This window comes from Mycetocola manganoxydans (assembly GCF_003667545.1).
Taxonomy (GTDB): domain Bacteria; phylum Actinomycetota; class Actinomycetes; order Actinomycetales; family Microbacteriaceae; genus Mycetocola_A; species Mycetocola_A manganoxydans.
In genome coordinates this window covers 89338-101835 of sequence record NZ_RCUV01000007.1, presented here as the reverse complement: position 1 = coordinate 101835, position 12498 = coordinate 89338, and the positions used below count along the sequence as shown (strand labels likewise).

Annotated in this window: 10 protein-coding genes; 4 read left to right on the top strand and 6 right to left on the bottom strand. The window is 64.4% G+C overall.

Annotated elements, in window-relative coordinates; translation table 11 throughout:
* Window positions 1–44: 44 nt before the first annotated feature.
* From valS to D9V29_RS07400, 3 genes are read left to right on the top strand one after another with little or no spacing between them, the layout of a single operon-like run.
* Complete coding sequence (valS, locus tag D9V29_RS07410) at window positions 45–2642, top strand: valine--tRNA ligase (RefSeq protein ID WP_121672695.1); 2598 nt, start codon at window positions 45–47, stop codon at window positions 2640–2642.
* 9 nt (window positions 2643–2651) lie between these two features.
* Window positions 2652–3098, top strand: coding sequence for a GNAT family N-acetyltransferase (locus D9V29_RS07405; RefSeq protein ID WP_121672694.1), 447 nt, complete (start codon window positions 2652–2654; stop codon window positions 3096–3098).
* Window positions 3099–3108: 10 nt separating this feature from the next.
* Entirely contained in the window at window positions 3109–3369 is a 261-nt protein-coding gene (locus tag D9V29_RS07400) for a hypothetical protein (RefSeq protein WP_121672693.1), read from the top strand.
* 18 nt (window positions 3370–3387) lie between these two features.
* On the opposite strand, the gene D9V29_RS07395 is transcribed toward D9V29_RS07400, so the two are convergent.
* Together D9V29_RS07395 and D9V29_RS07390 are read right to left on the bottom strand one after the other, a co-directional pair.
* Window positions 3388–5025 carry a DHA2 family efflux MFS transporter permease subunit gene (locus D9V29_RS07395; RefSeq protein ID WP_121672692.1) on the bottom strand — a complete coding sequence of 546 codons (1638 nt, stop codon included), beginning with the start codon at window positions 5023–5025 and terminating at the stop codon, window positions 3388–3390.
* Window positions 5026–5080: 55 nt separating this feature from the next.
* A complete protein-coding gene (locus D9V29_RS07390; RefSeq protein ID WP_121672691.1) occupies window positions 5081–5887 on the bottom strand; it encodes a class I SAM-dependent methyltransferase in 807 nt (268 codons plus the stop codon).
* A 62-nt stretch (window positions 5888–5949) separates the two neighbouring features.
* Here D9V29_RS07390 and D9V29_RS07385 point away from each other — a divergent pair, with 62 nt between their 5' ends.
* A complete protein-coding gene (locus tag D9V29_RS07385; RefSeq protein ID WP_121672690.1) occupies window positions 5950–7995 on the top strand; it encodes a M3 family metallopeptidase in 2046 nt (681 codons plus the stop codon).
* Between the two features lie 210 nt (window positions 7996–8205).
* On the opposite strand, the gene clpX is transcribed toward D9V29_RS07385, so the two are convergent.
* The 4 genes from clpX to tig all read right to left on the bottom strand — a co-directional run bounded on the left by clpX (window position 8206) and on the right by tig (window position 12477).
* On the bottom strand, window positions 8206–9483 hold the full coding sequence (gene clpX, locus D9V29_RS07380) for an ATP-dependent Clp protease ATP-binding subunit ClpX (RefSeq protein WP_121672689.1): 1278 nt from the start codon (window positions 9481–9483) through the stop codon (window positions 8206–8208).
* Window positions 9484–9645: 162 nt separating this feature from the next.
* On the bottom strand, window positions 9646–10350 hold the full coding sequence (locus D9V29_RS07375; protein ID WP_308428549.1) for an ATP-dependent Clp protease proteolytic subunit: 705 nt from the start codon (window positions 10348–10350) through the stop codon (window positions 9646–9648).
* A gap of 28 nt (window positions 10351–10378) precedes the next feature.
* On the bottom strand, window positions 10379–10966 hold the full coding sequence (locus D9V29_RS07370; RefSeq protein WP_121672688.1) for an ATP-dependent Clp protease proteolytic subunit: 588 nt from the start codon (window positions 10964–10966) through the stop codon (window positions 10379–10381).
* Window positions 10967–11121: 155 nt separating this feature from the next.
* Window positions 11122–12477, bottom strand: coding sequence for a trigger factor (gene tig, locus D9V29_RS07365; protein ID WP_183084947.1), 1356 nt, complete (start codon window positions 12475–12477; stop codon window positions 11122–11124).
* Between the last annotated feature and the right edge of the window lie 21 nt (window positions 12478–12498).

Here is a 12498-nt window from a genome sequence, read left to right as displayed (position 1 = left end):
AGGCACGTACACACGGTGCCGCCTATAGCGAACCCGGAGTTCCCATGACCGCGCACGTTCCAGACAAGCCCGTCCTCGAGGGCCTTGAAGCCAAATGGGGTCCCGAATGGGAATCCGCCGGTACCTACCGGTTCAACCGGAGCGCTGCCGTCGAAGGTGGCCGCGAGTGCGTGTATTCCATCGACACTCCCCCGCCGACGGCATCCGGTTCGCTGCACATCGGCCACGTCTTCAGCTACACCCACACGGATGTCGTCGCCCGCTTCCAGCGGATGACCGGCAAGCAGGTGTTCTACCCGATGGGCTGGGACGACAACGGCCTGCCGACCGAACGCCGCGTGCAGAACTACTACGGTGTGCGCTGCGACCCGACTCTCCCGTATGACGCCGAGTTCGTCCCGCCGTTCGAAGGCGGAGACGGCAAGAGCTCGAAAGCGGCCGACCAGAAGCCGGTCTCGCGCCGTAACTTCATCGAACTCTGCGAACGCCTCACCGTCGAGGACGAAAAGCAGTTCGAGGCGCTCTGGCGCACTCTCGGCCTGTCGGTGGACTGGGACCAGTCGTACCGCACGATCGGCGACGACTCGATCCGCATCAGCCAGCTCGCCTTCCTCCGCAACATCGAACGGGGCGAGGCCTACCAGGCGATGGCACCCACCCTGTGGGATGTCACCTTCCGCACCGCCGTTGCCCAGGCCGAGCTCGAGGACAAAGAGCAGTCGGCCAACTACCACCGCGTCGCCTTCACGAAGCCGGACGGCGGAACGATCGAGATCGAGACAACGCGTCCCGAACTCCTGCCGGCGTGTGTCGCCCTCGTCGCGCACCCGGACGACGAGCGGTTCAAGCCCTACTTCGGCACCACCGTGACGACACCGGTCTTCGGGGTCGAGGTCCCCGTGCTCGCGCACCACCTCGCGCAGCCGGACAAGGGCGCAGGCATCGCGATGATCTGTACCTTCGGCGACGTCACCGACGTGATCTGGTGGCGGGAACTCGACCTGCCCAACCGCACGATCATGGGCCGCGACGGCCGCATCATCGCCGAGGCACCGGACGTGATCACCTCCGAGTCCGGGCTCGCCGCGTACGCGGAGATCGCCGGCAAGACAGTGTTCAGCGCCAAGCAGGCCGTCGTGCAACAGCTCAAGGACGCTGGCGCCCTCATCGGCGACCCCAAACCGACCACCCACCAGGTGAAGTACTACGAGAAGGGCGACAAGCCCCTCGAGATCGTCTCCACCCGCCAGTGGTACATCAGGAATGGCGCGCGCGACGAAGAACTCCGTGCCAGGCTGATCGAGCTCGGCAACGAACTCGAGTGGCACCCGGACTTCATGCGGGTGCGGTACGAGAACTGGGTCGGCGGCCTCACCGGAGACTGGCTGATCTCGCGCCAGCGCTTCTTCGGTGTGCCGATCCCGCTGTGGTACCCGCTCGACGCCGAGGGCAATCCGGTCTACGACTCGCCCATCACCCCGGACGCAGCTTCTCTCCCGATCGACCCGTCGAGCGACACCGCTCCCGGCTACGACGAGTCGCAGAGGAACGTTCCGGGTGGGTTCGCGGGCGAGCTCGACATCATGGACACCTGGGCGACGTCATCGCTCACTCCGCAACTCGCCGCCGGCTGGGAGCGCGACGACGAACTGTTCAACACCGTGTTCCCGTTCTCGCTCCGCCCGCAAGGCCAGGACATCATCCGCACCTGGCTGTTCTCCACCATGCTGCGGTCGGTGCTCGAACACGGTCAGAAGCCGTGGGAGCACGCCGGTCTCTCGGGCTGGATCCTCGACCCCGACCGCAAGAAGATGTCGAAGTCGAAGGGAAACGTCGTCACCCCGGCAGACATCCTCGAGAAGCACGGGTCGGATGCCGTCCGCTACTGGGCCGCATCGTCCCGCCTCGGCACCGATGCCGGCTTCGATCCGCAGAACCCGACCCAGATCAAGATCGGCCGGCGCCTCGCGATCAAGGTGCTCAACGCATCGAAGTTCATCCTGAGCTTCGAGTCAGCGGACGACGCCGCGGTCACCGAACCAATCGACCTGAGCATGCTCGCCACGCTCCGGACGATCGTCGCCGACGCGACCTCCGCTTTCGAGTCGTACGACCACGCTCGTGCTCTCGAAATGACCGAGTCCTTCTTCTGGACCTTCTGCGACGACTACCTCGAACTCGTGAAGGAACGAGCGTACGACGCTTCCCACCCGGGTCAGGCGTCCGCTGTCGCAGCGCTGCGTGAGGCTCTTCACGTGCTGCTGCGCCTCTTCGCGCCGTTCATCCCGTTCGCCGCCGAAGAAGCCTGGTCCTGGTGGAATGACGGATCGGTGCACTCCGCAGCGTGGCCCACCGTGGACGACCTCGCTTCGGCCGGCCAGCCGGAACTGCTGGTGCTCACCGGGCAGGCGCTCACGAGCATCCGCCGGGCGAAGACCGACGCCAAGGCATCCCAGAAAGCCACGCTTGAGAAGGCGACCATCACCGGAAGTCCTGAGCAGGTCACACTCTTGACCCTCGCAGAAGGGGATCTCAAAGCGGTCGGTCGTATCGTTAGACTCACATTCACCCCCGGAGACGAGCTTGCGGTCACCGGCGTGGAATTTGCCCCGGTCGACGCCCCTACGTCGAACCACAGTTGAGGAGAAACAATGACGTTTGAGATTCGCCCGGTCAAGGACCGCGACTTCTTTAACTGGCTGCCCCTGTTCGCCGGGTATGGCGAGTTCTACGGCACACCCGTCCAGGATGAGAAAGCGCTGCTGGTATGGAGCTGGATCAGCGAGAAGAAACACGACCTGTCTGCGCTCGTCGCCCAGGCTGAAGACGGCTCGCTCGTCGGTCTCGCTCACTACCGGACCTTCGCGCGTCCCCTCGCCGGCGGGACCGGGATCTACATCGATGACCTGTTCGTCTCTCCCGACGCACGCGGAACCGGCATCGCGACGGCACTCATCGAGCACGTGACCGAGATCGCGCGGGCGCAGCGTTCCGAGATCGTCCGCTGGGTGACCGCTCCGGACAACGACGAAGCGCAGGTCCTGTATGACAAGGTCGCGAAGCGAACCGAGTGGATCACCTACGACCTGACCGTCTGACGGAGGCATCATGCAACTCGGAACCCGCTGGACCGTCGGCGACATACCCCCGGCCGGACTTCCCGAGGTCGTCGTCGCTGCCGTGCGAACGGTCGAGGACGAGCTCCGAGCTGAAGACGTCGACGCACGTTCCTGGCGCTGGACGCTGACGTGGCTCGAACGGCGTCCCGTCATCGAGCTCGATGACGGCACGGTCATCACGTACAACGCCGCGGAAGACACCGCAACCATCCGGCAGGTCGACGCTCTCGAAGAGGACGACGAAGAGTAGTTCCGGGCGCTCGAGAGATCACTCGCCCGCGGTTGTGCGCTCCTCTGACACAGAGTCTTGCGCCGCCACCGACGTTCGAATCCGCAGGCTCGTCAGGAGCCCGATCACGAGAGCCCCTGCCGCGATCCAACCGGCGAGGGACGCACCATCCGTCATCGCCGCGCGCGCGGCATCCGCGATGAAAGCGGTCTGCGGATCCGCCGCGAGGGACGCGATGTTGCCACCCGACGTCGCAGTGACCGAGTCGACGAGCGGCTGGAGCGACGGCGACGCCGCGAGTGCGTCGGAGAGTCGCGATTCTGTCCCGAGCTGAAGCGTGGTGAAGAATGCCGTTCCGAGAACGGCGATACCCAGCGCCGAACCCGTCTGCCTGGCCGTGCTCTGTGTCGCGGACCCCTGCCCGCTGCGATCGAGGGGGACGTCCGCAAGAACGACCGACGTTAGTTGCGCGGTGGCGAGTCCGACACCCATTCCGTAGACGAGCAGGATCGGTGAGGTGAGCCAGCCGGTGCTGTCCGGCCGGATGAGAAGGGCAAGCGTGGCGATCGCGAGGATCTCGAGGCCGAGGCCGATCCGGACGACGACGATCGGCGAGAGCCGGCGCGAGAGCCCCGCGACAGCGCCGCTGGCCAGGAAGGACCCGGCCGCGAGCGGAACGAGCGCGAGACCGGCTTCGAACGCTGTGTAGCCGAGGACGTTCTGGAACCAGAGCGGGAGCGAGAGGATGAGCCCGAACTCGCCAAAGCTCACGATGAGCGCTGTGACATTGCCGTTGGCGAACGAGGGGATCCGGAACAGCGAGAGGTCGAGAACGACGCCCTTGCCCGCTGCCGTTCGGGATCGTTCCCACAGCACGAAGGCGGTGAGCACCAGAATCGCGACCGCGAAGGCGAACGGAACGGGAGAGATTCCGCCGACGCTGAACGGGGCATCCGCTGTGGCTGTCCACCAGCCGTAGTTACGCCCTTCGATCAACCCGAAGACAAGGGCGCCGAACCCGAGGATGGAGAGGAGAGCGCCTACGACGTCGAGGCGCTGCAGCGCGCCACTGACCTTTTCGGAGGATTCGGCGACGAAGAGCAACAGGCCCAGGAGCACGAGAGCGCCGACGGGAATGTTTATTCCGAAGGCCCAGCGCCAGCTCGCGTTCTCGGTCAGCCAGCCGCCGAGAAGGGGTCCGACGGCGGCCATCCCGCCGATCGTGGAACCCCAGACGGCGAATGCGATGCCGCGTTCACGGCCGGAGAAGTTCGCATTGAGAAGCGCGAGCGTTGTCGGGAGGATCATGGACCCTCCGAGGCCCTGCAGCGCTCGTCCGGCGATGAGGACGGCTCCATTGTCTGCGACAGCGCAGAGCACGCTCGCCGCGACGAAAATGATGATTCCGATCGCCATGATCCTGCGCCGGCCGACGCGGTCAGCGATTCGACCCCACGTCAGAAGCAGAGCGGCGAACAGCAGGGTATAGATCTCCTGCACCCACTGGATCTCGGTACTCGAGATCCCGAGGTCTTCCACGATCGAGGGCACGGCGACCGACACGATCGTGGCATCCATGATGATGATCGCCACACCGAGGCTGATCGCCAGAAGTCCCCACCAGCGGTACTTCACGTATCGATCCGAGGAGACCGTGCTGTGGGGGCTAGAACTCATGGGAAACTCCTCTGGCCGTTGGCGGGACAGAGCAACTGTAGTCCTCGGTCAGCGGCTACTTGCGCGCGAGGATTTCACCATGGGGCATGGCGTACCATGCGCGCTCGTCGGCCACCCATTCCGTCCACGCCGCGGAGATCTCCTCGAGTTCGGCCTGGGTCGCTGACCCGCTTTCGATCGACTGCGGCGCGAAACTCGACTCGACAGCCCGGACAGCCCACGCGCTCCCCCACCAGTCCCTGTCGTCCGTGGTCGAGAAGCACCAGATCGAGGCAGTGCTTTCGACATCGGTGAACCCGGCATCCATCGCCCAGGCTTTGAGCGACCGCCCGGCGTTGGGCTCCCCCTGGTTCGAGCGGGCGACCGACTGGTACACGCGCATCCAGGTGTCGAGGCCGGGAAGAAGGGGATACCAGGATGCCGCTCCGTAGACGACATCGCGGGCGGCGACGATGCCGCCCGGCTTGACCACGCGCCGCATCTCCCGCAGGACCGCGACCGGGTCACCGACGTGCTGCAACAGCTGGTGTGCGTGCACGACGTCGAACGTGTCGTCCGGGTAGTCGAGGGCGTACGCGTCGCCCGCGGCAAAGTCGACGTTGAGCACGTCGCTGTCGCGCGCGAGGGTCGACGCCTGCAAGCACACCTCGGGTGATGCATCCATCCCAAACACCGCACCGGGGAACACGCGCTGGGCGATGTCGATCGTGATGGTTCCTGGTCCGCAACCCACGTCGAGAACCCGGGCACCACGTGTCAGATAGGGTGCCAGATATGCTGCGGAATTGTCGACGGTGCGCCAGCTGTGCGTGCGAAGAACGCTTTCGTGGTGACCCAGCGTGTAGCGCTCGGAAGTTGCCATACTCCCACCCTATGCGTGTGTGGGAGCCCTCCGAGCCCACATGACCGCCCTAGGGTGGAGGCATGCCCAACACGCCGAATCCGTTCCTCGAGCCGAGCACACTTCCCTACCAGCTTCCGCCCTTCGCCGACATCCGCGACGACCATTTCCTCCCTGCCTTCGAGCAGGGAATGGCTGAGCAGCTCGCCGAAGTGGATGCCATCGCACGGCTGGCCGAGGCGCCGACCTTCGAGAACACGCTGGTGGCACTGGAGCGGTCGGGGCAGATGCTCGAGCGGGTGGCATCCGTTTTCTTCAACAAGACGTCGGCGGATTCCAATCCGACGACGACTGAACTCGAGGAGCGCATCGCACCGCTGTTGTCTGCGCACACGGATGCGATCCGACTCGACCCTGATCTGTACGCGCGGATCCGGTTCGTTCACGAGCAACGCGACCACCTTGGGCTCGACGCCGAATCGCGGTACCTGCTCGAACGGTACTACACCGAGTTCACTCTCGCGGGCGCCGGCTTGAGTGACGCAGACAAGGACAGGTTGCGCGAGTTCAACAGCACCCTGTCCACCCTGACCACGCGGTTCGAGAAGAACCTGCTCGCCGACACCAACGAGCTCGCCGTCCTTCTGGAAGACGTCGAGGACCTCGACGGGCTCAGCGCAGGCGAGACCTCCGCGGCCGCCGAAGCGGCGCGGGAGCGCGGCCTCGACGACACGTATTTGCTGAGCCTTGTGCTGCCGACCGGGAACCCCGCCCTGGCCAGCCTGACCCGCCGCGACGTTCGTGAACGGGTGATGCGCGCGTCGCAGGCCCGTGGCATCCGTGGCGGTACGTTCGACAATCGCGAGCTTGTGCTTGACATCACGCGACTGCGCGCCGAGCGGGCCCGTCTGCTCGGCTTCGAGTCGCACGCCGCATTCGTGACCGCAGACCAGACGGCGCGCACACCCGCGAAGGTCGCCGAGATGATGGATTCGCTCGCGCCGGCCGCTGCTCGCAACGCTCGCATCGAGCAGGCGGACCTGCAGGCTCTCGCCGACGCGTCAGCGGAACCGTTAACCGTGGAGAGCTGGGACTGGGCGTTCCTTACCGAACAGGTGCGTACCGCCAGGTTCGACGTCGACACTGCCGCGATGCGCCCGTACTTCGAGGCGGAACGGGTGCTCGTCGACGGGATCTTCTACGCGGCGGAACGTCTCTACGGCGTGCAATTCACCGAGCGCGCCGACCTCGTCGCCTACCACCCCGACGTGCGTGTGTTCGAAGTGACCGAAGCCGATGGCACGCCGGTCGGCCTATATCTCCTCGACCTGTATACCCGGGATTCGAAGCGGGGTGGCGCATGGATGAATCCGCTCGTGTCCCAGAACAGCCTCCTCGACCAGCCGGTTGTCGTCGTGAACAACCTCAATGTGCCGAAGCCGGCGTCTGGACAGCCGACCCTGCTGAGTTTCGACGAAGTCACGACGTTCTTCCACGAGTTCGGTCACGCGCTGCACGGACTTTTCGCCCGGGTCACGTATCCGCGATTCGCCGGAACCAATGTGTTCCGTGACTTCGTCGAGTTCCCCAGTCAGGTCAACGAGATGTGGATGCTCGATTCCGAGGTGCTCGCGAACTACGCGGTGCACTACGAGACCGGCGAGCGGATGCCACAGGCTCTCGTCGACAATCTCCACCGCTCGGCGTCGTTCAACGAGGGCTTCCTGACGAGCGAGTACCTCGCCGCGGCGATGCTCGACCAGGCCTGGCACCGGATCACCGCGGACGATGAGATCTCTGACGTTGAGGCGTTCGAGCGCTCAGCGCTTGCTGCGGCGGGACTCGACAACCCCGCGGTGCCGACGCGGTACTCGAGTACCTACTTCGCGCACACGTTCTCGGGTGGGTATGACGCGGGTTACTACTCCTACATCTGGAGCGAGGTACTCGATGCGGATGCCGTCGACTGGTTCACCGAGAACGGCGGACTCACCCGCGAGAACGGGGACCGGTTCCGCGCCCTGCTGCTCGGCGTCGGGGGAAGCAAGGATCCGCTCGAGGCGTACCGCGACTTCCGTGGGCGCGATGCCCGCATCGAACCGCTGCTCGAGCGGCGCGGCCTGGCGTAGGGCGTCGAGTTGCCCCAAGAGGTCGTTCCCACTCACCACGAACGACCTTTTGAGGCAACTCGATTCAGCGAACAGCACTTTGAGGCAACTCGATCCGCCGAAACAGCCTTATGAGGCAACTGGAGCACGCGGATGCCGCGCCCGCAGCACACGCGGGCAGCAAACCGTCGGTCAGATGGAGCGACCGAAGCGACCCGGGCGAGCGGAGCTCTACGCTGACTTCTCCTGGCGGCGCGGCTTGTGCGGCACGATCGTCGGCGCCGCGTTCTCGAGCACCGACTCACGGGTGATGACGACGCGGGCAACCTCTTCGGTCGACGGCACCTCGAACATGACCGGGCCGAGGACCTCTTCGAGGATCGCGCGGAGTCCACGAGCTCCGGTCTTGCGGAGCACCGCGAGATCCGCGATCGCCTCGAGCGCACTCTGCTCGAACTCGAGCTCGACCCCGTCGAGCTCGAACATGCGCTGGTACTGACGCACGAGCGCGTTCTTCGGCACGGTCAGAATCTCCATCAGCGCGTGCTGGTCGAGAGGGGTGACTGTCGTGACGACGGGTAGACGGCCGATGAACTCAGGAATGAGACCGAACTTATGCAGGTCTTCAGGAAGAACCTCGCTGAAGAGGTTCATGTCGTCGCCCTTCGAGTGCAGAGGAGCACCGAACCCGATGCCCTTCTTGCCCGCGCGGGACGAGATGATCTCTTCGAGCCCGGCGAACGCGCCGGCGACGATGAACAGCACGTTCGTCGTGTCGATCTGGATGAACTCCTGGTGCGGATGCTTGCGCCCACCCTGCGGGGGAACGGATGCGACGGTTCCCTCGAGGATCTTCAGCAGTGCCTGCTGCACGCCCTCGCCCGACACATCGCGAGTGATCGACGGGTTCTCGGCCTTGCGGGCGATCTTGTCGACCTCGTCGATGTAGATGATGCCCGTCTCGGCGCGCTTGACGTCGTAGTCGGCAGCCTGGATGAGCTTGAGAAGGATGTTCTCGACATCTTCACCGACGTAGCCGGCCTCGGTCAGGGCGGTGGCGTCAGCGACAGCGAAGGGCACGTTGAGCCGTTTGGCGAGTGTCTGCGCGAGATAGGTCTTGCCGCAACCGGTCGGACCGATGAGCAGGATGTTGCTCTTGGCGATCTCGATGTCGTCGGCGATGGAGTCGGCGCTGGTCAGCGAGGTGCGGGCGCGCGTGCGCTTGTAGTGGTTGTAGACGGCGACAGAAAGAGCTTTCTTCGCCGGCTCCTGGCCGATGACATACTCCTCGAGGAAGTTGAAGATCTCTTTCGGTTTCGGCAGTTCGAAGTCAGGTGTTGCTGCTTCGCCTGCCTCGGCGAGGCGCTCCTCGATGATCTCGTTGCACAACTCGACGCACTCGTCGCAGATGTACACCCCGGGCCCCGCAATGAGCTGCTGAACCTGCTTCTGGCTCTTCCCGCAGAAGGAGCACTTGAGCAGGTCTGCGCTCTCGCCGATTCGAGCCATCAGTCCACACTCCCTCTTGCTGGCTAGTTGCCTACTTTGAGCCTAACCCGAACCTCGGACATCGTGCCGTAGGTGACGTGCCGGGTGTCGAAAAACTCGATGGCGGAAAACGAAAACGGAGCCGGGACATCCCGGCTCCGCTCTCATGTTGCTGTTTGCGCGCTATGCGGACGTGATCGCTCCGGAAGCAGTGGTGTTCGTCGTCGGAACGTGCTTCCTACTCGTCAGGACCTGGTCGATCAGGCCGTACTCGAGTGCCTGCTCGGCCGACAGGATCTTGTCGCGGTCGATGTCCTTGTGGACCTGCTCGACGCTCCGGTTGGAGTGAGCCGAGAGGGTCTCCTCGAGCCAGATCCGCATCCGCAGAATCTCAGCCGCCTGGATCTCGATATCGGATGCCTGACCCTGTCCGGCCTCGCCGACTGCGGGCTGGTGGATCAGGATGCGGGCGTTCGGCAAAGCCAGTCGCTTACCCGGCGTACCGGCGGCCGTGAGGACGGCTGCGGCGGATGCCGCCTGGCCGAGCACCACGGTCTGGATGTGCGGACGGATGTACTGCATCGTGTCGTAGATCGCCGTCATCGCGGTGAAGGACCCACCGGGTGAGTTGATGTACATGACGATGTCGCGGTCCGGATCCATGCTTTCGAGAACGAGAAGCTGAGCCATGACGTCATCGGCCGACGCGTCGTCGACCTGGACACCCAGGAAGATGATGCGGTCTTCAAAAAGCTTGGCGTACGGGTCCTGGCGCTTGTACCCGTATGCGGTGCGCTCCTCGAAGCTCGGCAGGATGTAGCGCGAGTTCGGCATGGCAGCGGCCGTAGCGGCGAAGTTGCCTGCGGCGCGGAAAGTCGGGGTTTCCATATGTTTTATCCTCTTGATTTCTCGACGCTTAGACTGATTCGGTTCCGCCGCCGCCGGCGACGTCAGTGGCCGACTCGCGGATGTGGTCGACGAACCCGTACTCGAGGGCTTCCTGCGCGCTGAACCAGCGGTCGCGGTCACCATCGGCGTTGATCTGCTCGACGGACTTGCCGGTCTGGGCAGCGGTGATCTCGGCCAGACGACGCTTCATGTCGAGGATGAGCTGCGCCTGGGTCTGGATGTCGCTCGACGTTCCACCGAACCCACCGTGCGGCTGGTGCAGCAGCACTCGAGCGTTCGGGGTGATGTATCGCTTGCCCTTGGTGCCGGCAGTCAGGAGCAACTGTCCCATCGACGCCGCCATGCCGATACCCACCGTGACGATGTCGTTCGGAACGAACTGCATCGTGTCGTAGATCGCCATGCCTGCGGTGATCGAGCCACCAGGAGAGTTGATGTACAGGTAGATGTCCCGCTTCGAGTCCTCAGCCGCGAGCAGCAACAGCTTCGCAGCGATTTCGTTCGCGTTCTCATCGCGGACCTCTGCGCCGAGCCAGATGATGCGATCCTTCAGCAGTCGGTCAAAAACACTGTTGGGCAGTGTCAGTTCGGCCATGTCGCGCTCCATTTCAGTTGTTGCGTGTAATCGAATCTATCGGAGCCAACGCGGCTGAACGGCTCTGTTCGCCGTGGGCAGATATCGCGCCGCTCCGCGGTTAAATGACGGATGCCCCGGGAACGTTCCCGGGGCATCCGTCGATAAGAAGAAACTTACTTCTCGGTAGAGCTTTCGTCGGCTGAAGCCTCATCGGCTGCGGCCTCATCGGCGGGAGCCTCTTCAGCGTCCTCGTCGTCCGTCGGGACGAAACCGGTCAGGTCGACGGTGTTGCCTTCGGTGTCGACGACCTTGGTCTTTGCGAGCACGACAGCGAGGGCCTTGTTGCGGGCAACCTCTCCGACCATGGCCGGGATCTGACCGTTCTCGTCGAGAACCTTGATGAACTCGCCCGGCTCCATGTTGTACTGAGCCGCACCCTGGATCAGGTACTGGGTGAGTTCATCCTGGCTGACCTGGACGTTCTCGGCTTCGGCGATCGTGTCGAGCAGCATCTGCTGCTTGAACGTTGCTTCGCTCGAAACGGTGACCTCGGCGCGGTGCTCGTCGTCTTCGAGACGGCCTTCGCCCTCGAGGTGACGGTGAACCTCGTCTTCGACGAGCTTCTCCGGAACGGGAATCTCGACGAGCTCGACGAGCTTCTCGAGCAGCTTGGTCCGAGCAGCGGTGCCCTGACCGAAGGCCTTCTGGCGCGCGACCTGCTCCTTGAGGCTCTCGGTGAGCTCGGCGATGGTGTCGAACTCGCTCGCGATCTGTGCGAAGTCGTCGTCGGCCGCGGGCATTTCGCGTTCCTTGACGGCACCGACGGTGACGGTGATCTCGGCGTTCTCGCCCTCGTGCTCGCCACCGAGCAGAGGAGCGCTGAACGTGGTGACCTCACCGGCGGTGAGCGACTCGAGTGCTTCGTCGATGCCCTCGATCAGGTCGCCTGAACCGACCTCGTACGAGATGCCGGTCGCGTTGTCGACCTCTTCGCCGTTGATCGCGGCAACGAGATCGATCTGAACGAAGTCACCCGTTGTTGCCGGGCGGTCGACGGTGACGAGCGTGCCGAAGCGTGTGCGGAGCTTGTCGAGCTCTGCGGCGACGTCCTCGTCGGTGATCTCGGCGGCATCCACCTCGATGGTGATGTCGTCGTACGACGGGAGCGTGATCTCGGGACGAACGTCGACCTCGATGGCGAGCTCGAGGTCTCCGGAGAAGTCCTTGTCGCTGGGCCACTCGACGATGTCCGCGGAGGGACGACCGAGGGTACGGATGCTGTGCTCTTCGACAGCGGCGCGGTAGAAGCCGTCGAGGCCTTCGTTGACGGCGTGCTCGAGAACGGCGCCCTTGCCCATGCGCTGGTCGATGATCGCCGGCGGAACCTTGCCCTTGCGGAATCCGGGGATGTTGACCTGTTCGGCGATGTGGCCGTAGGCGTGGGTGATGCTCGGCTTGAGGTCCTCAGGCGTCACCGAAATGGCGAGCTTGACGCGGGTGGGGCTGAGCTTTTCGACCGTGGATTTCACGTTGGTGTGTTCTCCTGTGTT

Bases quoted from the DNA above. Each gene is read 5' to 3' on its own strand.
- D9V29_RS07370 (WP_121672688.1), bottom strand. From the start codon at position 10,966: ATGGCCGAACTGACACTGCCCAACAGTGTTTTTGACCGACTGCTGAAG.
- D9V29_RS07400 (WP_121672693.1), top strand. From the start codon at position 3,109: ATGCAACTCGGAACCCGCTGGACCGTCGGCGACATACCCCCGGCCGGA.
- D9V29_RS07395 (WP_121672692.1), bottom strand. From the start codon at position 5,025: ATGAGTTCTAGCCCCCACAGCACGGTCTCCTCGGATCGATACGTGAAG.
- clpX (WP_121672689.1), bottom strand. From the start codon at position 9,483: ATGGCTCGAATCGGCGAGAGCGCAGACCTGCTCAAGTGCTCCTTCTGC.
- D9V29_RS07390 (WP_121672691.1), bottom strand. From the start codon at position 5,887: ATGGCAACTTCCGAGCGCTACACGCTGGGTCACCACGAAAGCGTTCTT.
- D9V29_RS07405 (WP_121672694.1), top strand. From the start codon at position 2,652: ATGACGTTTGAGATTCGCCCGGTCAAGGACCGCGACTTCTTTAACTGG.
- D9V29_RS07385 (WP_121672690.1), top strand. From the start codon at position 5,950: ATGCCCAACACGCCGAATCCGTTCCTCGAGCCGAGCACACTTCCCTAC.
- D9V29_RS07375 (WP_308428549.1), bottom strand. From the start codon at position 10,350: ATGGAAACCCCGACTTTCCGCGCCGCAGGCAACTTCGCCGCTACGGCC.
- valS (WP_121672695.1), top strand. From the start codon at position 45: ATGACCGCGCACGTTCCAGACAAGCCCGTCCTCGAGGGCCTTGAAGCC.